This is a genomic window from Streptomyces sp. NPDC016845, assembly GCF_044332585.1.
Taxonomy (GTDB): Bacteria; Actinomycetota; Actinomycetes; order Streptomycetales; family Streptomycetaceae; genus Streptomyces.
Genome location: NZ_JBIRPI010000001.1, coordinates 32,772 through 53,586 on the forward strand (window position 1 = coordinate 32,772; position 20,815 = coordinate 53,586).

The window sequence follows — 20,815 nt, forward strand, 5'->3', positions numbered from 1 at the left end:
CACCGGCAGCCCCGCCGCCTCACCGGCAGCCCCGCCGCCTCACCGGCAGCCCCGCCGCCTCACCGGCAGCCCCGCCGCCTCACCGGCAGCCCCGCCGCCTCACCGGCAGCCCCGCCGCCTCACCAGCAACCCCGCCACCTCACCAGCAACCCCGCCGCCTCACCAGCAACCCCGCCACCTCACCGGCAACCCGCCGCCTCACCCCGGCCGTCACCCCGTGCCGGTCGGTGGCAGGATCGGCAGTCCCGCCGCACGCCATGCCTGGAAGCCGCCCACCAGATCCGTGGCGCGGTGCAGGCCGAGCTGGTGGAGGGAGGCGGCCGCGAGGCTGGAGGCGTAGCCCTCGTTGCATACGACCACCACGCGGAGGTCGTGGTGGGTCGCCTCGGGGGCCCGGTGGCTGCCGTGCGGGTCGAGGCGCCACTCCAGTTCGTTGCGTTCCACGACCAGCGCGCCGGGGATCAGACCGTCGCGGCGGCGCAACGCCTCGTAGCGGATGTCGACGAGGAGCGCCTCGCCGCGGGAGGACGCCTCGAAGGCGTCCCGCGCCTCGACCCGGTCGAACCCGGACCGCACCCGTTCCAGATGGTCGTCGATGCCGACCCGGCGCCGGCCCGCCGTGCTCACTGCCAGTCCTTCGGGCGCTCCACCGACTCCAGGCGCAGCACCGGGCCGGTGCGGCTGTAGCGGCGGATCTGCGGAAGCGGCGGATAGTAGGCGTGGACCGAGACGGCGTGCTCGGTGGGGGACTCGTTCAGCACCTCGTGCACATGGTGGCGGCCGAAGGCGCGGCCCTGACCGGCCTGCAACCGGCGCTTCCTGTCGACCCCTTCGTCCAGTTCCAGGGTCTTCCAGCCGTCGGCGGGCAACCGGGCGGCCAGGGCGTTCTCCTTCAGCTCGCCCGACGCGGTGAGGAAGGCGCCGACGGACTCGGCGTGGTCGTGCCAGCCCGTGCCGGTGCCGGGCGGCCAGCCGATGAGCCAGGCCTCGCTGCCGCCGGGGCCCTCGAGCCGCACCCAGGTACGGCCCTCCGGGTCGAGCGGCAGGGAATCGACGAGGTCGCGGTCCGCGGCGACACGGCGTACGAAGGCGAGCAGTTCGGCCTGGTCGGGCGCCGGGGCCTCCGGCGTCACCGGGCCCGGCGCGGCGGAGGAAGGCATGGCAGGGGCAGGCGTGACAAGGGCAGGCGTGACGAGGGCAGGCGTGACGAGGGCAGGCGTGGAGGAGGCGGGAACAGACATGGGTACCGTCCTGGAGTTCGCGAAGGACGCGTGCCACGGGCACGCGGAGAAGGTCGTGATCGGCGAATTCAGCAGGACGGGCGACACACGCAGCCCGCGTAGCGGATGAGGTCCATATGGACCCTCCGCCACAGGCGCACGTCGGTGTCGATCGTCACGCTCCGGAGTACACCATGGTGGCGGATTCGGGTCAACCGACGTCCGGAGCGGCCCCGGAAAGGCGACAGCAAGACACCGGAGCCGCTCAAGAAGAGTCAGGAAGAACGCGTCCCGGTCGTCTTCAGCGGCTCTTCGCCGGCCTCCTCCACCGGCCCTCCGAGCGCCGTCTGCGCCGCCTCGTACAGCTCCGCCGGGCGCACCCCGGTCAGGGCGGTGACCAGGTGTCCGTCGGGGCGGACGAGGAGCACCGTGTGCGCGGCGGCGTCCGGGTAGCTTTCCGCGACAAGCAGCTCCGCCTCGTGCGGCAGCGCGGCGATGGCCGCGGCGAGGCGGGGCATGAGCCCCGCCGACATCCAGTGCTTGCGCTCCCACACGCCGGTGCCCGGGGCGACGAGGAGGACGATCAGGTGTCCGAGGCCGAGCCGGTCCCGGAGCTGGACGAAGGTCCCGTCGGGCGCGGTCACCCGGACGTCGGCGACCGGCGCGCCCGGCGCCGTCCCCACCACCGTCTGCGAGTCGGAGGGCGGCGGCGCGAGCGGCGAGTCGGTGTAGGACCCGGGGGCGCCGAGCGGACCGAGGCCCAGGTGCCCTTCGGTGAGCAGGGCGTCATGGCCCCGGGCGCCTCCGGGCACGTAGGAGCGCAGGCCCCTGGGGCCCTTGCCGCCGCGCAGTACCGGCAGGGCCTGGTCGGCGGCGCGCAGCCGGGCGGCGACGACGGTGCGGCGCTCGCTCTGGTAGCTGTCGAGCAGGCCGGACGACACGGCGGAGACCGAGTGAAACCCGTCGTGCCAGGTCAGGGCCAGTTTCCAGGCGAGGTTGTCGGCGTCGCGCAACCCCTCGTCCAGGCCCTGGGTGCCGAGCGCGCCGAGAAGGTGCGCGGCGTCCCCGGCGACGAAGGCGCGGCCCACGCGCCAGCGGCGGGCGAGGCGGTGGTGGACGGTGTGGACGCCGGTGTCGAGCAGTTCGTAGGGCGGGGTGGAGCCTCCGCACCAGCCCGCGAGGGTCTCCCGGACGCGTGCCACGAGGACGTCCGGCGTGACCAGGTCGCTGCGGGGCGGCAGCAGCCAGTCCAGGCGCCAGACGCCGTCGGCGAGGGGGCGGCCGACGATCTCCGGGCCCGCCGGACCCGAGGTCCGCCACGGAGGGCTCCGATGGAGCAACGCCTGACCGGGCCACGGAAGTTCCGTGCGCAGGGCGGCGACCGCGTACCGCTCGACGGCGGTGCGGCCGGGGAAGCGGATGTCGAGCAGTTTGCGGACCGTGGAGCGGGGGCCGTCGCAGCCGACCAGGTAACTGCCGCGCCACCAGGTGCCGTTCGGGCCGCGCGTGTGCGCGGTCAGCCCCGAGCGCTCCTGCTCGATCGCGTCGAGGCGGCTGTCGGCGGCGACCTTGACGAGCCGCTCCCGGGCGACGGCCGCGCGCAGCGCCCCGGTCAGCTCGTGCTGGGCGATGTGGAGCGGGGACACGGGCCCGCCACCGGAGAGCTCATCGCCGGAAGGCTCCTCACCGAAGGTGATCGTCCGCATCTCCTGCTTGCGGCGCATGGAGCGCCAGCCCGTCCACCGGGAGCCGGCCCTGTCGAAGGACGTGCCCGCGAGCCGCTCGACGAGCGCGGCGGTGTCCTCGCGGAGCACGACCGTACGGGCGGGACGCGGTTCGTCCTTGCCGGGACCCTCGTCGAGCACCACCGACGGGACGCCGTGACGGGCGAGGGCGAGCGACAGCGTGAGCCCGACGGGGCCCGCGCCGACGACGATCACCGGATCCACGGCGCGGCCCCTCCCGCCCCGGGAAGTCCGCCGGAAAGCGTCCCGCGCGAGGCGGGCGGCGTACTGGACGTACAAGAAGGGGCAGTTGGAGCGGGGTGCACGTTCACAGAGCGTATGCAACCCATTGCCGGTGCTTGCGTCAAGTGACGGAGGCAGTGGCGATCACGCCACTGCCTCCCAGACACCGGAACGGTCCATGATGGGCCGTCACATCCAGCGTCACATCCAACGCCACATGCAACGGCATGTCAGGTCAGGCGCCGCCCGTACCGCCGGGGCCCTTGCCGAGCGCCTGCTCGATCTCGGACATCTCCACGGTGGGCTCGCCCGCCGGGGCCACGGTCACGCCCTTCTTGGTGGAGCGCCGCCCGCGCCGCTCGATCCAGGTGGCGAGGCCGGACAGGGCCAGACACATGGCGATGTAGATCGCGCCGACGACGATGACGACGGCGGTGATCGGATTGTCACCGTTGACGATGATGTTGTTGGCCATCGTGCGGGCCGCGAACAGCAGCTCGCCGTAGGTGATGATGTAGCCGAGCGAGGTGTCCTTCAGGGTCACCACGAGCTGGCTGATCATCGTCGGCAGCATCGCGCGGACGGCCTGCGGCAGCAGCAGCATCGTCATCACCTGGGACTTGCGCAGCCCCAGTGCGTACGCCGCCTCGACCTGGCCGCGCGGCACGGCGTTGATGCCGGCCCGGATGACCTCGGCCTGGACGCAGCCGTTGTAGACGGTCAGGCCGATGGTGAGGGCCCAGAACGCGGAGTTGTCGCCGACGACCCCGAGGTTCTCCTTGTAGGTGAGGAAGAGCACCCACAGGGCGTAGATGGTGATCAGCAGCGGGATCGCGCGGAACAGCTCGATGAAACCGGTGGCGAACCAGCTGACCGGCTTGTGGTCGGAGAGCCGGGCCACCGCGAGCAGCAGACCGAGGACCAGGGAGAGCACACCGGCGGCGGCGAACACCTTCAGGGTGGTGACGACGCCGTCGCGGATGTTGGCGCGGACGCCCGCGTTGTTGAAGATGTTCCAGACCTCGGGCTCCAGCTGGCCCGTGACGTTCATCCGGTAGAGGGTGAACGCGATCACGCCGAGCACCGCGAGGGAGCCGACGACCGTGTAGATCCGGTTGCGCACCTGGGCCTTGGGGCCGGGTGCGTCGTACAGGACGCTCGAACCACTCATCGTGCGACCCCCATGCGGCGCTCGAGCAGCCGGAAGAGACCGCTGATGGCGAAGGTGATGATCAGGTAGCCGAGGGCCACCCACAGGAAGATCCAGCCGATCGCGAAGCCCTTGTCGCTCAGCAGCTTCTGCACGCCGAAGAGTTCGGCGACGCTGAAGGCGCCCGCGATGGCCGAGTTCTTGGTCAGCGCGATGAAGATCGAGCTGAGCGGCGGCAGGACGGTCCGCGTGGCCTGCGGCAGGATGATCATGCGCAGGGTCTGCGAGAAGGTCATGCCGATCGAGCGCGCGGCCTCGGCCTGGCCCAGCGGCACCGTGTTGATGCCGGAGCGGACGGCTTCACAGACGAACGCCGAGGTGTAGCAGCCGAGCGCGAGCAGCGCCTTGGTCCACGGGTTCAGGCCCGGCAGGAAGATGACCGGGATGACGAACCAGACGACCAGGAAGAGCAGCGTCAGGGGCGTGTTGCGGAACAGCGTGACCCAGGCGGTGCCGAACAGGCGCAGGGGCGGTACGGGGGAGACACGGAAACCGGCGATGATCACGCCGAGCACCATCGCCAGAAGTCCGCTGGCCAGGGTCAGCAGGACGGTGCCTATGAACCCCTCGCGGAACTCCGGGAGATAGTCGAGCAATACGTTCACGGGGATGTCCTCGTGGGCGGCGGCGGCGGACGGGCGACGAAACGGCGGACGGCACGGGGTCGCGCCGCGGGCGCACCCCATGGATGCGCCCGCCGCGGTCCCTCAGGCCGGCTGGATCAGTAGCGCTCGAGCGCCGGCGGCTCGGTGTACGAGGAGCCGGACAGGCCGAGCGTCGCGTCGTACGCCTTCTTGTAGTCGCCGTTCTTCTGGTGCGCCTCGATGGCGTCGCTGACCGCGTCGCGCAGGGCCTTGTCGTCCTTGCCCATGCCGACGCCGTACGGCTCCTTGGTGAAGGGCTTGCCGACGACCTGCAGCTTCTCCGGGCGCTGGGCGGCGTAGCCCTTGAGGATGGCGTCGTCGGTGGTGACGGCGTCGACCTCGTTGTTGAGCAGCTGCTGTACGCACTCGGAGTACTTGGACAGCTCGATGGTCTTCGCGCCGTACTTGGGCTTCTTGATCTCCTGGAGCGGGGTCGAGCCCTTGATGGAGCAGACCGTCTTGCCCTTGAGCGAGTCGGGACCGGTGATGGCCTTGTCGTCCTTGCGCACCAGGAGGTCCGCGCCGGCCAGGAAGTACGGACCGGCGAAGCCGACCTGCTTCTTGCGCTCGTCGTTGATCGTGTAGGTGCCGACGTAGAGGTCGACCTCGCCCTTGGAGATGGTGGTCTCGCGGACGTTGGAGTCGACCGTCTTGAACTCGACCTGGTCCGCCTTGAAGCCGAGGTCGGCGGCGACCATCTTGGCGATCTCGATGTCGAAGCCGGAGCGCTTGCCGTCCGTGTCCTCGAAGCCGAGGTAGGGCTGGTCGTTCTTGGCACCGACGACGAGCTTGCCCGCCTTCTGCGCCTTCTCCAGGGTCGCCGAGTCGACCTTGACGTCCGTGGCGACCTTGTAGGTGGGCAGCTTCGGCTGGTCCTTGCCGCCGGTGGTACCGGCCGGCTTGTCACCGGCGTTGCCGGACTCGCCGCCACAGGCGGTCGCGGTCAGGGCGAGCACGGCCAAGGTCGCCACCGCGGCGGATTTGCGGAGCTTCATGGTGAACATCCTTAATGTCGGCAGATTCGCAGGGGGCCAGGGGAACTAGTGGTGCAGGATCTTCGACAGGAAGTCCTTGGCCCGGTCGCTGCGCGGGTTGCTGAAGAACTGGTCGGGGGCCGACTCCTCGACGATCCGGCCGTCCGCCATGAAGACGACGCGGTTGGCGGCCGAGCGGGCGAAGCCCATCTCGTGCGTGACCACCACCATCGTCATGCCGTCCCGGGCGAGCTGCTGCATCACCTCGAGGACCTCGTTGATCATCTCCGGGTCGAGCGCCGAGGTCGGCTCGTCGAAGAGCATCACCTTCGGGTCCATCGCCAACGCCCGTGCGATGGCCACACGTTGCTGCTGGCCACCGGAGAGCTGCGCGGGGTACTTGTCCGCCTGCGCGCCGACACCGACCCGGTCCAGAAGGGCCCGGGCCTTCTCCTCGGCCGTCTTCTTGTCCGTCTTGCGGACCTTGATCTGGCCGAGCGTCACGTTCTCGAGCACGGTCTTGTGCGCGAAGAGGTTGAAGGACTGGAACACCATGCCCACGTCCGCGCGGAGCTTGGCCAGTTCCTTGCCCTCCTGGGGCAGCGGCTTGCCGTCGATCGTGATCGCGCCGGAGTCGACCGTCTCCAGGCGGTTGATCGTGCGGCACAGGGTCGACTTGCCCGAGCCCGAGGGGCCGATGACGACGACGACCTCACCTCGGCCGACGGTCAGGTCGATGTCCTGGAGCACATGCAACGCTCCGAAGTGCTTGTTCACTTCGCTCAGCGCGACCAGTGCGTCGCCCGCAGGGGGAGTGGCGTCCTTGGTCACCGAAACTTCGGTCATCGGGGTCTTGCTCCATCCTCCTCGGTTGGGAGGACAGTAAAACGCCATGCGACCAGCGTCATTACATCTGAGGGGAAATTGAGCATAACGATCCGGCCGCAAGCGGACACTATGGGTGAAGGGGACGCGGAGCCACGTACCGGCTGCATAACGGAACCCGGCCGTGACCCGCAACCCCTTGACGACGTCCTCGTGTATCGGCGTGGATGCCCTGGTGAACCCGGAGCGTCCGGGGCGAGTCCGGGGGAGACCAGGGTGCGGGAGGGGGCCGGAATGAGACTGTTGCTCGTCGAGGACGACGACCATGTGGCCGCGGCCCTGTCCGCCGTCCTGGCCAGGCACGGCTTCGCGGTGCGCCACGCGCGCAGCGGCGAGGAGGCGCTGGCGGCGCTCGTCCCCGAGCCCGACGCCTTCGGTGTCGTCCTGCTCGATCTCGGCCTGCCCGACCAGGACGGCTACGAGGTCTGCGGCAAGATCCGCAAGCGCACCTCGACCCCCGTCATCATGGTGACCGCGCGGGCGGACGTACGTTCGCGTATCCATGGGCTCAATCTGGGTGCCGACGACTACGTGGTGAAGCCGTACGACACCGGTGAACTCCTCGCCCGTATCCACGCGGTGAGCCGGCGCACCGCGGCCGGGGAGAGCGCGCCCGCCGCCGAGACCGGGCTGCGCCTCGGCGGCGTCCACATCGAACTGCCCACCCGGCAGGTGACGGTGGAGGGGACGGTCGTCCAGCTCACCCGCAAGGAGTTCGACCTGCTCGCCCTGCTCGCGCAGCGGCCCGGTGTGGTCTTCCGGCGGGAGCAGATCATCAGCGAGGTGTGGCGCACGAGCTGGGAGGGGACGGGGCGGACCCTGGAGGTGCACGTCGCCTCGCTGCGCTCCAAGCTGCGCATGCCCGCCCTCATCGAGACCGTGCGCGGCGTCGGCTACCGGCTCGTCGCGCCGGCCGCCTAGCGGAACCCGTAGAGTCCCCGGGTGCGCGCCCGTCTGCTTCCGCTGCTCATCGTCCTCATGGCGGGCGTCCTGCTCGCGCTCGGTTTCCCGCTCGCGGTGAGCGTGGCCTCCGCCCAGCAGCAGAAGGTCGTCGTCGACCGCATCGACGACACGGCCCGGTTCGCCTCGCTCGCGCAGTTCGTCACCACCCGTTCCGACGAGGACGAGGAGGCGGACGAGGACCGGGAGAGCGGAGCGGTCGCGGAGAGCGGGGCGGACGAGCGGCAGCAGACGCTCCAGAAGGAGATAGCCCGCTACCACGACGTGTACGGCATAAAGGCGGGCGTCTTCTACCGCGACCGCAGCCCGATGGGCCGGGCGCCCAGCGACTTCCGCGTGCCCTGGTCGGGCCAGGTGCGCGCCGCGTTCGACGAGGCGCTGTACTCGCGCGGCAGCCACGACCCGCCGCAGGTGTGGCCCTGGCAGCGGGGCCGCGTCGTGGTCGCCTCACCGGTCATCCGGGACGGCGACGTGGTCGCGGTCGTCGTCACCGACTCGCCGACCGGCGCGATGCGGTCCGCGACGCTGCGCGGCTGGGTGATCATCGCGGCGGGCGAGTTCGCCGCGATGCTCCTCGCGGTGGGCGCCGCCCTGCGCCTGACCGGCTGGGTCCTCCGCCCCGTACGGATCCTGGACGCGACCACCCACGACATCGCCACCGGACGGCTGAAGTCCCGGGTCGCGGCGGGCGGCGGGCCGCCGGAACTCCGCCGCCTGTCCCGTTCGTTCAACGAGATGGCGGACAACGTCGAGGACGTGCTCGAACAGCAGCGCGCCTTCGTCGCCGACGCCTCGCACCAACTGCGCAACCCGCTGGCCGCCCTGCTGCTGCGCATCGAGGTCCTGTCCTACGAACTGCCGGAGGGGAACGAGGAGATCGCGTCCGTACGGGCCGAGGGCAAGCGCCTGGCCCGGGTCCTCGACGACCTGCTCGACCTGGCCCTGGCCGAGCACGCCGCCGCCGACCTGCGGCTGACCGACATCGGGGAGCTGGCCGCCGAGCGCGTCGAGGCGTGGCGCCCGGCCGCCGACCAGAAGGGGGTGCGCCTGGTCGCGGAGTGTCCCGCGGCGACCGGCTGGGCCGACCCGATCGCGCTGTCCAGCGCCCTGGACACGGTGGTCGACAACGCCCTGAAGTTCACGCCCGCGGGCGAGACGGTCACCGTCACGGTCGCGGCGAACGGGGAGACGACCGCCATCGAGATCGCCGACGGCGGCCCCGGTCTGCGCGAGGAGGAGCTGGCGCGGATCGGCGACCGGTTCTGGCGCAGCGGCCGGCACCAGAACATCAAGGGCTCCGGGCTCGGGCTCTCCATCTCCCGGGCGCTGCTCACGGCGGGCGGCGGCTCGATCGCGTACGCACCGCGCGAACCGCACGGGCTCACGGTGACGGTGCGGGTGCCGCGCACGGCACCGGCCGGCAAGGATCAGGGCTTGACGGAGAGGTAATAGCGGCGCGCGCCCTCGTGCAGCGAGAGCGGGTCCGTGTAGACGGCGGTTCTGAGGTCGACGAGCTGGGCGGCGTGCACCTTGGTGCCGATGTGGTCGCGGCTGTCGATGACCGTGCGCGTCACCGCCTCGGTCAGTTCGGGGCTGGTGCGGTCGGTGGTCACCAGGAGGTTCGCGACGGCCAGCGTGGTGACGGCCTCGCCGCGCTGGGCGGCCGGGTAGGCGTCGGCGGGCATCACGGCGGCCCGGTAGTAGCGGGACGACTCGCCCTGCTTGTGCAGCGCTTTGACGAGGCTGCCCATCTCGACGAGGCGGACGGGGAATTCGTTCGACAGGTTGTTGACATGGTTGGTGGGCAGACCGCCGGACCAGAAGAACGCGTCGATCTGCCCCGACTTGAGCGCCTTGGGCATGGCGTCTATGCCGATGCCCACGGGCGTGATGTCCCGGTTGATGTCCAGGCCGGCCGCGCGCAGCACCTTGTCGGCGATCAAGCGCACCCCGGACCCCTCCCCGCCCACGGCGACCTTCAGGCCGCGCAGGCCGGCGACCTTCCGGACGGGGGACGACCGCGCCACGACGAGCTGCATGTAGTCGTCGTAGAGGCGGGCGCAGCCGCGCAGCCGCAGCGCGCCCGGCCGGTCCTCGTACTGGTACTTGGCGACCGCGTCGGCGGCGGCGATGGTGAAGTCGGCCTTGCCGGTGGCCACCCGCCGCACGTTGTCCCAGGACCCCTCGCTGCCGGTCAGGTCCACATCGAGCCGGGGCAGGTCACGGGAGAGAGCCGTCTTGAGCAGGTTGCCGTACTTCTCGTAGACGCCGGTACGGGCGCCGGTGCTGATGGTGACGCGCCCGCTCTGCCCCGGATCGCCCAGCGGCAGCAGCCACCACAGCAGCAGCGCGGACACCACGATCCCCGCGGCGGCACCCTGGAAGGCGCGGCGGCGGGTGACACGGGTCAGCGACGGGGGCATGGCGCGATCCTGCCAGGTCGGACCGGGCCTGACCAGGCCCGGCGGGCGCCGGGGCGCGACTCAGTCCCGCCCCATCCGGTCCCCGGCGGACAGGTGCTCCACGGTCCTGCCGGTCTCCGTGAACGTACGGGTGACATGGCCGGAGCTGTAGACCCACAGGATGCGCAGCGGCGTGGAGCCGACGTTGCGGAACAGGTGCGGGACCGGCGAGGGGACGTACGTCGTGTCGTGCCGCTCCAGCTTGGTGACCTCGCCGTCGACCACGACCTCGGCCTCGCCGTCGAGGATCGTGACGTGCTCGTCGCAGTTGTGGGAGTGCAGCGGGGCGCCGGAGCCGACCGGGTAGACGCTGATGCCGCTGGTGATGCGGTTCTCGCCGCCCGCGGACTCGGTCGTGATCAGCGGGGTGGTCACGACGGCGCCGCCGCGGTCGAGCAGCGGTACGGCCGCGGCCTTGATGATCGTGGTCATCGGGGGATGCCTCATTCGTGGGGTTCCGGAGCGGGTGGGTGGCGCATGGTGGTGGCGAACGAGATTAGGAGCGTTCGTCCGCCGGCGGATCCCGGTCGGCGTGCAGTTTTACCTTGCATTCCCGGAGGGGTTGAGGGGGCGGCCTCCGGAGGTACGGTCGGCCACCGTCGCACGGCGAACCCGGACCGTGCCCGGATGTAAAGGCGGATCCCGGCCATGAGGCTCCCCGTTCTCACGCCTGACGAAATGAGTGCGCGCCAGCAGGAGTTGGCGGCGCGGATCGCGGGCCGGCGCGGTGCCGTGCGCGGCCCGTTCCGGGTCTGGCTGCACAGCCCCGACATGGCCGAGCGGGCCGACTCCCTCGGCGCGTTCGCCCGCTTCGACTGCTCCCTGCCGGAACATCTGCGGGAGCTGGCGCTGCTGATGGCCGCCCGCAACTGGGACGCCCAGTACTCCTGGAACGCCCATGCCCATCAGGCCGTCGAGGCAGGGATAGCCGAGGAGAACGTGCGGGCGATCGCCGAGCGGCGCTACCTGGACGTGGCGTTCGAGGACCCGGCGGACCAGGCGTTCTTCGCGTTCGCGCACGAGGTCCTGGCCGACCACTTCGTCAGCGACGCCACCTTCGCCGTCGCGCTCGAGCACTTCGGCGCACGCGGCCTCGTGGACACCATCGGCGCGCTCGGCAACTTCACCATGCTCGGCATGTGCCTCAACGCCTTCCAGGTGGACCTGCAGGCCGACAAGGAGCCGCCGTTCCCCGACGTACGCGGCTACGCGCGCGTGGCCGACGCGGTGTCCAGGCCGTGAGCGGGCTCGCGACGAAAGGGCCCGTCGTCCGGGTGCGCGGTGTCACCAAGAGCTTCGGCGGCGCGGCGGCCCTCAGGGACGTCGACCTCGATCTCCACCCCGGGGAGATACACGCGCTGATGGGGATGAACGGCGCGGGCAAGTCGACCCTGGTGCAGGTCCTCTCCGGGGTGCACCAGGCGGACCGCGGCACGGTCGAGGTCGACGGGCATGCCGAGCACGGCCTGACCGTGCGCCGCGCCCGCCGCCTCGGCATCTCCTTCGTGCCGCAGCGCCGCGAACTGGCGGCCGGGCTGACCGTCGCCGAGAACATCATGCTGGGGGATCTGCCCGGACGGCGCGGGATCGTCCGGTGGAGCGCCATCGACGCGCAGGCCCGGCAGGCGCTCTCGGACCTCGGCATCGACATCGACGTACGCCGCCCCGCCGGTGAGCTGACCGTCGCCGAGCAGACCATGGTGGAGGTCGCCCGCGAGGTGCGGCGCGGCGGCCGGGTCCTCATCCTCGACGAGCCGACCGCCTGCCTGAGCACCGAGGCGGCCGAGCAGATCCGGACGCTGGTGCGCACCCTGCGCGACGAGGGCGTCGCCGTCGTCTACATCTCGCACTACATCGGCGAGGTCATGGGCATCGCCGACCGCGTCACCGTGCTGCGCGACGGGGGTGTCGTACGCAGCGCCCCCGCGAACGAGTTCGACGCGGCGTCGCTCGTCCGCGCCATGGTCGGCAGGGACGTCGTCTCGACCCGGCGCGAACGCCCGGCGCCCCAGGACGAACTCGGCCTGTCCGTGCGCGGCCTCAGCCGGGGCCGCGCCATCCGCGACTTCTCCGTACACGTCCGCAAAGGCGAGGTCGTGGCGGTGCTCGGGCCCGCCGGGGACGCCCAGGCCGGCCTCTTCGACCTGCTGTCGGGCCGGGTGCGGCCGGACGCGGGGGAGCTGCGGGTGGACGGCGCGGCCGTGCCGTTCGGGAAGGTGCCCGCCTCGCTCGCCAGCGGTCTGCGCTGCGTCACCGGCGACCGGCGCACCCTCGGGCTCGTCCCCGAGCTTTCGGTCGACGAGAACCTGATGCTGGCCGGCGACCGGTTCGCGCGGCGCCGCTGGCACCGCGGCGGCGACCTCGCCCGGCGGGCCGCGCCCCTGCGGACGAGCTACGGAGTCGTCGCGCTCGCCGGGAACCCGCCGGTCGCCGCGCTCTCCGGCGGCAACCAGCAGAAGGTCCTGCTCGCCAAATGGCTGCAGACCGAGCCCGCCGTCTGCTTCCTGGAGGACCCCACCAACGGCGTGGACATCGCGGCGATGGCCGACATCCACGCCCTCGTCGACGACCTCGCCGGGCGCGGCGTCGCCGTCCTGCTCGCCTCCTCCTCCGCCGAGGAGGTGATGCGCCTGGCCGACCGGGTCGTCGTGGTCAGCGCCGGGCGGGCCGTCGCCGAGCACGACATCGCCGCCATCAGCCACGACGAACTCGTCGCCACCGCACTCAAAGGACAGTCCCAGTGAGCCTCAAGACCCCCTCCGCAGCGCCGGGACAGCTGGCCTCACCACCCGGGCGGACCGCATCGCGTGGCATCGGACGGAGGCTGTCGGCCGTCCCGCACGGCGGGCTCGTCGCCGTCCTCGTCCTCGTGATCGTCTTCACCGCGCTGCGCGCCGACTCCTTCACCACCTCGCAGAACCTGCTCAACGTGCTCCGCCAGATCAGCGTCAACGCCGTCATCGCGGGCGGCCTGACCCTCCTGATGACCGCGGGCGGCATGGACTTCTCGATGGGGTCCAACGCGGCGGTCACCACGGCCGTCGCCGCGCAGATGCTGTCGGGCGGCCGGTCCACGGCCGTGACCGTGGTGGTCGCGCTGGTACTCGCCGCGGTGATAGGCCTGGTCAACGGCCTGGTCGTGACGTACACGAACGTCGCCCCCTTCGTCGCGACGCTCGCCACCGCCATGCTCCTCGACGGTGTCGCGCTGCTCGTCCTGAACGGGATGAGCGTCACCATCGGCGACAAGATGCACGGCCTCGGCAACGCGACCGTCGCCGGGGTGCCCTGGCTGCTCGTCGTCGCCGTCCTCGTCCTGCTGCTCATCGGGCTCGTCATGCGGTTCACCACCTTCGGCCGGGACGCCTTCGCGATGGGCGGCAACGAACACGTCGCCCGGCTCAGCGGCATCAACGTGCCCGCCCGCAAACTCGCCCTCTACGCCCTGGCCGGCGCGCTCGCGGGGCTCGCCGGGCTGATGCTGCTCTCCCGGCTCGGCGCCAGCGCGCCCAACACGGCCGGTCTGCAGACCCAGTTGACGGCGGTCGCGGCCGTGGTCATCGGCGGTACGTCGCTCGCGGGCGGCCGGGGCACGGTCCTCGGCACGGCGCTCGGCGTGATCCTCCTCGGCGTCGTCGCCAACGCTCTCAACCTGCTCCAGGTCAACAGCAACTACCAGTTCGTCGTGACCGGCGCGGTGCTGCTCGTCGCCGCGATCGTCAACGGGTTCCAGCGCAGGGGCGAGCCCGGTCACTGACCTCCGCCGCGTACGCCACCCCGCCCTTCCCCCGATGCCGTAGGAAAGGTAAGACCCTCATGACCCTCCCCGTCCGCACCCGTAGCCGTAGCCGTGCCCGTAGCCGCACCCGCCTCCGCAGAACCCTCGGGGTCTCGCTCGCCGGGGTGTCCGCGCTGTCGCTGCTGTCCGGCTGCGCCGAGGACAGTGACAGCGCGGGAGCGGCCGACGGCTCCGTCTCCCTCGGCTTCGTCAACGGCGCCAACACGCACTTCCACACCTGTCTGCAGAAGGCCGTCGAGCAGACCGCGAAGGCCAAGGACGCGAAGGTCTACACGGCCAACTCCAAGCAGGACGCCGGGACGGAGCTGTCCAACATCGAGGACATGATCTCCCGGAATGTGGACGCGCTGATCGTGCAGACGGTCAACGTCGACGCCCTCGACGGGGACATCGCCAAGGCCAAGGCCGCGGGCATCCCGATCTATCTGACCTCGGTCGCCACCGACAAGGCGTCCGACATCCTCGGCGCCGCCGTCGTCGACCTGACCCGGGTCGGGCAGATGGACGCCGACTGGATCGCGAAGGACGCGGGCAGCAGGGACGTGAAGGTGGGCGTCGTCGCCGGAGCGCCGGGCGCCGCCTCCGACCTGCTTGTGGGCGGCTTCACCAAGCAGCTACCGGCCAACGCGAAGGTCGTCGCCAACCAGCCGGGCATGTTCAACCCGGCCAAGGCGCAGGACGTCGCGGAGAACATGATCCAGGCCCACCCCGATCTCGATTACGCCTTCGTCGCGAACGAGGAGATGGCCTTCGCCGTCCGTAAGGCGTTCGACGCGGCCGGCGCCAAGAAGGTCAAGATCACTTCGGTGAACGGATCCGAGGACGGAATAGCCGCCGTCAAGGACGGCCGGCTCCAGGCGACCGTCTCCAATTCGGCGCTCACGATCGGACAGACCGCGGTCGAGCAGACCGTTGACCTTCTTGGTGACAAAAAGGTTGACAAAATCAGTAAGGTCCCCCTTACTTTGATCACCAAGGACGACGTTGACCAGGCGCCCCGGTACTGCCCGAAGTGATCCCCGTACTTCCGCCTTTCGCCTTTCGCCTTTCGCCTGGAGGAGTCATGGACCGCCTGCTGCTCATGCACAGCTTCGTCACCGTCGCCCAGAACGGCAGCTTCAACGGCGCCGCGAAGAAGCTCGGCTCCTCGGGCTCCCTGGTCTCGCGGCACGTGGCCGAGCTGGAGCGGCAGGTCGGCGTCCGCCTGGTCAACCGCACGGCCCGCTCGGTCAGCCTGACCGAACAGGGCCTGCGTTACGCCGAGTTCTGCTCCCGCATCCTCGACGAGATCGCCGCCGAGGACGTGTCGATAGCCCAGCTCCACGACCGCGCCGAAGGGGCGCTCAGCATCATCTGCCCCAAATGGATCGGCAGCCTGGACCTGGGCGACGCGATCGCCGCGTTCTCGGCGGAGCATCCGCGTATTCAGGTGCGTTTCGAACTCGGCGGAATGTCGGACCGTACGTACGACTTCCTCGACAGCGGATTCGACGTGGCGTTCCACACCCGGGATCTACGGGATTCCGGAGTGCGCCTCAAGAAAATCGCGTCACTGCCTTTCGTGCTCTGCGCTTCCCCCGATTACCTGGCCCGGCACGGGAAGCTGACGGAACCGAATGCCATCGCCGGGCACGATTGCCTTGTGCACGTGAACGACCCGGTGTGGCGGGTGGGGCACGGGCACGCCTCGACCCTGCACAAGATCCGCAATGTGGCGTTCTCCTCGAACTCGTACATCGCCCTGCAGAAGGCCGCCGTGCACGGCCGCGGCATCGGGCTCCTCCCGCAGCGTCCCGCCTACGACGACCTGCTCTCGGGCGCCCTCGAACTGCTGCTGCCCGAACTCGGTGTCCCCGAGCGCCCGTTGTTCGCCATCTACGGGCCCGGGCAGTCCACTCCGCGCAAGATCGCGGTGTTCCTGGAGTTCCTCACGGCGTGGTTCGCCAAGAACCCGATTCCGCGGATCGCGGCGGAAAACCGGGCGACGACTGACCGACTCGCCGACTGACCGACTTGCCGACCGGCCGACTCGGCGACTGTCCGGCCGACCGGCCGACTGATCTGTTTGGAGTGTGGAACCGATGGGGATTCAGCGCGTGGAGTCGGTCGTCTACGGCGTCACGGATTCCGGGAACCTCGAAGAGACTGTGCGGTTCTTCGAGGATTTCGGACTGTTCCTGGTGGAGCGCACCGACGAACACGCGGTCCTCGAGACGCTCGCCGCGCAGACCGTCCACCTGGACACCCGGCCGGGCCCGTATCTCCCGCCGCCCGTCGAGAACGGGCCCGCCCTGCGCGAGATCGTCTGGGGCGTGGACACGGCGGAGGCGCTCGCCGCGCTGGTCTCGGCGGTCGGGCGGGACCGGGCGGTCCGGTCGAGCGCGGACGGTGTCCATCACACCGCCGACGAGACCGGGTTCGGCGTCGGGCTCACCCTCGCCCGTCCCCGCGCCCTGGCCGTCACGCGGCGCCCGGCCAACGTCCACGGTGACGTGGCCCGTTGGAACACCCCGCTGGAGCCGGTCGGGCAGGTCCGGCCCCTGCGGATGTGCCACGTCGCCCTCAACATCCCCAGAGCCGGCCGCGAACAGGCCGTCGCCTTCTACACCGAACGCCTCGGCTTCCGCCCGACCGACGTCGTCGAACCCATGGGCGTCTTCATGCAGGCGCCCGGCGACGACGACCAGCACACGTTCCTGCTCTGTCACCGCCCCGACAAGGCCGGGACCAACCACATCGCGTACGAGGTTCCCGGCGTCGACGATGTCATCGAGGGCGGCAACCACATGATCGACCGGGGTTGGCGCGAGGCCCGCAAACTGGGCCGCCACACCATCGGCTCCAACATCTTCCGCTTCCTGCACGCCCCGTGCGGTGGCCGCGTCGAATACGCCTGCGACATGGACCGCGCCGATGCCACGTACGGGACCCGGCGCCACGAGACGGCCCCGCCGCACACGATCTGGTCCCTGCGCACGAACCGCGACGCCCCCGTCCTCCCGTGACCCCACCCTCGGGCCGGGCCACGGGGCTCCGCCCCGGACCCCGCTCCCCGATCGCCGGAGGGGCTTGATCGTGCCCCGTCAGGGGCGCGGGGAACCGCGCGACCAGCCACCACGAAACCGTCACTCGGCGACCGGCCCCGGGGCCCGCCCCGGACTCCGCCGCACGCCACGAGATGAGGCCCACCAGATGAGCACCCCGGACCACCCACCCGCCGAATACCGATCCGCCCGCCTCCACATAGCCGGCGAATGGCGAGACGCAGCGGACAAGGCGACGGCCACCGTCACCAACCCGGCCACCGGAGAACCCGTCGGAACCGTCCCCCTGGCGACACCGGCAGACCTGGACGACGCCCTGAACGCGGCAGCACAAGGTTTCCGCACCTGGCGCACAACCCCTCTCGCCCGCCGCACGGAGATCCTCCACCGCGCCGCCGACCTGATCACGGCCCGCGCCCGCGCCATCGCCCGCACCATGACCCTGGAACAGGGCAAGCCCCTCGACGAGGCGCTCGGCGAAGCCACCCGAACCGCCGACACCCTGCGCTGGCACATAGAGGACGCCCGCCGCGCCTACGGCCGGACCATCCCGACCGCCCCCGGCACCTCGCTCTCGGTGCGCCGCGACCCGATCGGCCCGGTCGCCGCGTTCGTCCCCTGGAACTTCCCCGTGGGCGGCCCGAACCGCAAGATCTCCTCCGCGCTCGCCGCAGGCTGCTCGATGATCCTCAAGGCGTCGGAGGAGACCCCGGCGACGGCGGCGGCCCTGGTCGAGTGCTACGCCGACGCGGGTCTGCCCCCGGGCGTCCTCAACCTCGTATTCGGCGAACCGGCCGACGTATCGGCCCAGCTCATCGCCTCACCCCTCACGCGCCTGGTCGCGTTCACCGGCTCCGTCCCCGTCGGCAAGCTGCTCGCGGCGCGGGCGGGCGAGGTGATGAAGCCGTCGCTGATGGAGCTGGGCGGCCACGCCCCGGTGATCGTCTGCGCGGACGCGGACCCCGTGCGGGCGGCCCGCCGCGCCGCGCGGGCGAAGTTCTTCAACGCGGGCCAGGTCTGCACGTCCCCCAGCCGCTTCCTGGTCCACGAGAGCCGCTACGAGGCGTTCACGGCAGAGTTCGTCAAGGCGGCGGAGGCGCTGACGACGGGCGACGGCCTGGACCCCGCCACCACGATGGGCCCCCTCGCCAACGCCCGCCGCGTCGCCGCGGCCGAACGCCTCACCGCGGACGCCATCAGCCGCGGCGCGACCCTCCGCACGGGCGGCACCCGCCCCGACCGGCCCGGCCACTTCTTCGCGCCGACCGTGCTGACGGACGTAGCCCCGGACGCGCAGATCATGTCCGAGGAACCGTTCGCGCCGATCGCCCCCATCGTGCCCTTCGGCGACCTCGACGACGCGCTGGCCGTCGCGAACTCCCTCCCGTTCGGGCTCGCCGCGTACGGCTTCACCGAGTCCGCGGCGACCGCCGAGAGGCTCTGCGCCGAACTGGAGGCCGGGATCCTCTCGATCAACCACTGCGGCGGTTCCGTCCACGAAGCGCCGTCCGGCGGCGTGAAGGACAGCGGCTACGGCCGGGAGGGCGGCCCCGAGGCGCTCGACGCCTACCTCGTCACCAAGCGCGTCTCCCACCTCCTGGCCGGCTGACCGCCATGCGCTACGCACGCGTACGGGTCCAGGGCGTGCCCCTGCACGGAAGGGTGGAGGGCGACACGATCGCGCTGCTCGCCGGCTCCCCGATCGAGAACCCGGCACCGACCGTCATCGGCTCGATCCCCACCGCCCATGCCATCTGGCTGCCACCCGTCGTCCCGCACGTCTTCTACGCCGTCGGCCTCAACTACCCGCGCCACATCGCGCACGCCGCCGCCGAGACCCCGAAGCGCCCGGAGGCCGGCTACCGCGCCAACAACGCCCTCACCGGCCACGGCTCGCCCATCGTCAGACCGCACGACGTGACGGGCCGTTTCGAGGCCGAACCCGAGCTCGTCGCCGTCATCGGCAGGACGCTGCGCCATGCCTCGTACGACGAAGCGCGCGCGGGCGTCTTCGGCTGGACCGTCGGCAACGACGTCAGCGCCCGCGCCTGGCAGCACGAGGACCGCACGCTGTGGCGGGCGAAGAACAGCGACACGTTCAAGCCGATGGGGCCGTGGATCGAGACCGCCGCCGATCCGCTCGCGCCCACCACGACGACGACGCTGCGTGTCAACGGCGAGGTCCGCGCCGAGTTCCCCACCGGCGACATGGTCTTCGACCCGTACGACTACCTCGTCGAGATGAGCCGGTATCTGACGCTGCACCCCGGTGACGTGCTGTGGATGGGCGCGGAGTCCGTCTGCGGGCTCGCGCCGGGCGACACCGTGGACGTCGGGATCACCGGCATCGGCGTCCTCTCCAACCCGGTCATCCAGGCCGAACCCGTCAGTCAGGAAGGTCCGCTGCCATGAGCGCAGAACCCAGGTACATCCACCACGTCAACTTCCCCACGACCGACCCCGACCGCACCGCCGACTGGTACACGAAGGTCTTCGGCATGAAGCGGATCATGCCGAAGTCCAACACGCGCGTGGTCCTGATGACCCGCGGCAACTTCGACCTGCACTTCACCCCGGTCGAGGAGATGGAGCGCATGGCGCCCTACCACTTCGCCGTCGAGGTCGACGACTGGGACGACTTTCTCGCCCACCTCGAGGAGCTCGGCATCCGCCACACGCGGCCGATCCAGCGCCCGGAGAACCAGTCGAAGTTCTGCTACATCCACGACCCCGACCACACCATGATCGAACTTGTGTACCACGCGAAGCGCCCCAACTGAACTGCTACGAGCAGGAGTTACCCATGCCCTACGCCGACTCCGACGACGGCACCTCCGTCTATTACGAACGCCACGGCAGCGGCGGCCCCGCGATCCTCCTCGTGCACGGATCCGGCGGCCATCACGCCGCATGGTGGCAGCAAGTGGCCGCGTTGCGCGACGCGTTCACCGTCCTCACGGTCGACCTGCGCGGCTTCGGCAGGTCCGACTCGTCGATGGCCGAGTTCGACGGCCAGGACTTCCCCGGTGACGTCGTCGCCGTCCTCGACAAGGAGGACGTCCGCGACGCGATGCTGGTCGGCCAGTCCATCGGCTCCGTCGCGGCGCTCCGCGCGGCGCTCGCCCGCCCCGAACGCGTCTCCTCCGTCGTCCTCGGCCACTCCCTCGGCGGCATCGCCCACCCGGAGCTGGCCGAACTGGCCGCGGCGGATCGCGCCGAGGCGGTGAAACTGCCGGTCATCGACCGCCTGCTGACCTCCGCGTTCCAATCGGCGCGCCCCGATCTGACGTTCCTCTTCCAGCAGATGGGCACCTTCAACGTCGCCAGGATGGCCGACCTGCGCAACCTCGACACCGACGGCCCGACCCTCGCCGACATCACCGCGTCCGGCGTCCGCGTCGCGTTCCTCGCGGGCGAGAAGGACGCCGTCCTCAGCGTCAAGACCGTGACCCGTGCCCATGAACTCCTCGCCGGCTCCCACCTGGAGATCGTCGAGGGTGCCCCGCACTCCATGTACTGGGAGACACCGCAGAAGTACAACGCGGCCATCGCCCACCTGCGCCGCACGCTCACCGCCCCAGTGCAGCCGGCCGCATGACCGCCCCAGAGCAGCCGGCCGCGAGGCCAGCCGTATGACCGCCGCGAAGGGA

The 20,815-nt window shown here is 71.0% G+C and carries 22 protein-coding genes; 12 read left to right on the forward strand and 10 right to left on the reverse strand.

Annotated features, from left to right (window positions below):
• Nucleotides 1-210: 210 nt before the first annotated feature.
• The 8 genes from ACH4RC_RS00125 to ACH4RC_RS00160 form a co-directional block, all read right to left on the reverse strand.
• A complete protein-coding gene (locus tag ACH4RC_RS00125; RefSeq protein WP_398195591.1) occupies nucleotides 211-633 on the reverse strand; it encodes a rhodanese-like domain-containing protein in 423 nt (140 codons plus the stop codon).
• The gene (locus ACH4RC_RS00130) at nucleotides 624-1,160 is read right to left on the reverse strand and encodes a cysteine dioxygenase (RefSeq protein ID WP_398193134.1); all 537 of its coding nucleotides are present in this window, start codon (nucleotides 1,158-1,160) and stop codon (nucleotides 624-626) included. Before ACH4RC_RS00130 ends, ACH4RC_RS00125 begins: the two co-directional genes overlap by 10 nt.
• 149 nt (nucleotides 1,161-1,309) lie before the next feature.
• A complete protein-coding gene (locus tag ACH4RC_RS00135) occupies nucleotides 1,310-1,357 on the reverse strand; it encodes a hypothetical protein (protein ID WP_342781581.1) in 48 nt (15 codons plus the stop codon).
• A gap of 138 nt (nucleotides 1,358-1,495) precedes the next feature.
• The gene (locus ACH4RC_RS00140; RefSeq protein ID WP_398193136.1) at nucleotides 1,496-3,169 is read right to left on the reverse strand and encodes an FAD-dependent monooxygenase; all 1,674 of its coding nucleotides are present in this window, start codon (nucleotides 3,167-3,169) and stop codon (nucleotides 1,496-1,498) included.
• A gap of 253 nt (nucleotides 3,170-3,422) precedes the next feature.
• Complete coding sequence (locus ACH4RC_RS00145) at nucleotides 3,423-4,358, reverse strand: amino acid ABC transporter permease (protein ID WP_398193138.1); 936 nt, start codon at nucleotides 4,356-4,358, stop codon at nucleotides 3,423-3,425.
• Nucleotides 4,355-5,002 (reverse strand): amino acid ABC transporter permease, encoded by a 648-nt coding sequence (locus ACH4RC_RS00150; protein WP_356491110.1) that lies wholly within the window; start codon nucleotides 5,000-5,002, stop codon nucleotides 4,355-4,357. Before ACH4RC_RS00150 ends, ACH4RC_RS00145 begins: the two co-directional genes overlap by 4 nt.
• Nucleotides 5,003-5,118: 116 nt before the next feature.
• Nucleotides 5,119-6,036 carry a glutamate ABC transporter substrate-binding protein gene (locus tag ACH4RC_RS00155; RefSeq protein ID WP_398193140.1) on the reverse strand — a complete coding sequence of 306 codons (918 nt, stop codon included), beginning with the start codon at nucleotides 6,034-6,036 and terminating at the stop codon, nucleotides 5,119-5,121.
• A 45-nt stretch (nucleotides 6,037-6,081) separates the two neighbouring features.
• Nucleotides 6,082-6,861 (reverse strand): amino acid ABC transporter ATP-binding protein, encoded by a 780-nt coding sequence (locus ACH4RC_RS00160; RefSeq protein WP_398193142.1) that lies wholly within the window; start codon nucleotides 6,859-6,861, stop codon nucleotides 6,082-6,084.
• Between the two features lie 273 nt (nucleotides 6,862-7,134).
• Here ACH4RC_RS00160 and ACH4RC_RS00165 point away from each other — a divergent pair, with 273 nt between their 5' ends.
• A complete protein-coding gene (locus ACH4RC_RS00165) occupies nucleotides 7,135-7,821 on the forward strand; it encodes a response regulator transcription factor (protein ID WP_398193144.1) in 687 nt (228 codons plus the stop codon).
• Between the two features lie 21 nt (nucleotides 7,822-7,842).
• On the forward strand, nucleotides 7,843-9,309 hold the full coding sequence (locus ACH4RC_RS00170) for a sensor histidine kinase (RefSeq protein WP_398193146.1): 1,467 nt from the start codon (nucleotides 7,843-7,845) through the stop codon (nucleotides 9,307-9,309).
• On the opposite strand, the gene ACH4RC_RS00175 is transcribed toward ACH4RC_RS00170, so the two are convergent.
• Together ACH4RC_RS00175 and ACH4RC_RS00180 are read right to left on the reverse strand one after the other, a co-directional pair.
• Nucleotides 9,288-10,283, reverse strand: coding sequence for a TAXI family TRAP transporter solute-binding subunit (locus tag ACH4RC_RS00175; RefSeq protein ID WP_398193148.1), 996 nt, complete (start codon nucleotides 10,281-10,283; stop codon nucleotides 9,288-9,290). The two genes, ACH4RC_RS00170 and ACH4RC_RS00175, sit on opposite strands and share 22 nt — an antisense overlap.
• A gap of 60 nt (nucleotides 10,284-10,343) precedes the next feature.
• Nucleotides 10,344-10,754 (reverse strand): cupin domain-containing protein, encoded by a 411-nt coding sequence (locus ACH4RC_RS00180; protein WP_398193149.1) that lies wholly within the window; start codon nucleotides 10,752-10,754, stop codon nucleotides 10,344-10,346.
• 246 nt (nucleotides 10,755-11,000) lie between these two features.
• Here ACH4RC_RS00180 and ACH4RC_RS00185 point away from each other — a divergent pair, with 246 nt between their 5' ends.
• From ACH4RC_RS00185 to ACH4RC_RS00230, 10 genes are all read left to right on the forward strand, one after another.
• The gene (locus ACH4RC_RS00185; protein WP_398193150.1) at nucleotides 11,001-11,564 is read left to right on the forward strand and encodes a carboxymuconolactone decarboxylase family protein; all 564 of its coding nucleotides are present in this window, start codon (nucleotides 11,001-11,003) and stop codon (nucleotides 11,562-11,564) included.
• Entirely contained in the window at nucleotides 11,561-13,066 is a 1,506-nt protein-coding gene (locus ACH4RC_RS00190; protein ID WP_398193152.1) for a sugar ABC transporter ATP-binding protein, read from the forward strand. Before ACH4RC_RS00185 ends, ACH4RC_RS00190 begins: the two co-directional genes overlap by 4 nt.
• Nucleotides 13,063-14,079, forward strand: a complete 1,017-nt coding sequence (locus ACH4RC_RS00195; RefSeq protein ID WP_398193154.1) for an ABC transporter permease — start codon at nucleotides 13,063-13,065, stop codon at nucleotides 14,077-14,079. The genes ACH4RC_RS00190 and ACH4RC_RS00195 overlap by 4 nt, the downstream gene beginning before the upstream one ends.
• 59 nt (nucleotides 14,080-14,138) lie before the next feature.
• On the forward strand, nucleotides 14,139-15,137 hold the full coding sequence (locus ACH4RC_RS00200; protein ID WP_398193155.1) for a sugar ABC transporter substrate-binding protein: 999 nt from the start codon (nucleotides 14,139-14,141) through the stop codon (nucleotides 15,135-15,137).
• Nucleotides 15,138-15,184: 47 nt separating this feature from the next.
• Nucleotides 15,185-16,129, forward strand: a complete 945-nt coding sequence (locus ACH4RC_RS00205; RefSeq protein WP_398193157.1) for a LysR family transcriptional regulator — start codon at nucleotides 15,185-15,187, stop codon at nucleotides 16,127-16,129.
• A 73-nt stretch (nucleotides 16,130-16,202) separates the two neighbouring features.
• Nucleotides 16,203-17,126 (forward strand): VOC family protein, encoded by a 924-nt coding sequence (locus tag ACH4RC_RS00210; protein WP_398193158.1) that lies wholly within the window; start codon nucleotides 16,203-16,205, stop codon nucleotides 17,124-17,126.
• 187 nt (nucleotides 17,127-17,313) lie between these two features.
• Entirely contained in the window at nucleotides 17,314-18,774 is a 1,461-nt protein-coding gene (locus ACH4RC_RS00215; protein ID WP_398193160.1) for an NAD-dependent succinate-semialdehyde dehydrogenase, read from the forward strand.
• 5 nt (nucleotides 18,775-18,779) lie between these two features.
• The gene (locus tag ACH4RC_RS00220; protein WP_398193161.1) at nucleotides 18,780-19,577 is read left to right on the forward strand and encodes a fumarylacetoacetate hydrolase family protein; all 798 of its coding nucleotides are present in this window, start codon (nucleotides 18,780-18,782) and stop codon (nucleotides 19,575-19,577) included.
• A complete protein-coding gene (locus ACH4RC_RS00225) occupies nucleotides 19,574-19,945 on the forward strand; it encodes a VOC family protein (RefSeq protein ID WP_398193163.1) in 372 nt (123 codons plus the stop codon). Before ACH4RC_RS00220 ends, ACH4RC_RS00225 begins: the two co-directional genes overlap by 4 nt.
• A 23-nt stretch (nucleotides 19,946-19,968) precedes the next feature.
• Nucleotides 19,969-20,763 (forward strand): alpha/beta fold hydrolase, encoded by a 795-nt coding sequence (locus tag ACH4RC_RS00230; protein ID WP_398193165.1) that lies wholly within the window; start codon nucleotides 19,969-19,971, stop codon nucleotides 20,761-20,763.
• Nucleotides 20,764-20,815: the final 52 nt, after the last annotated feature.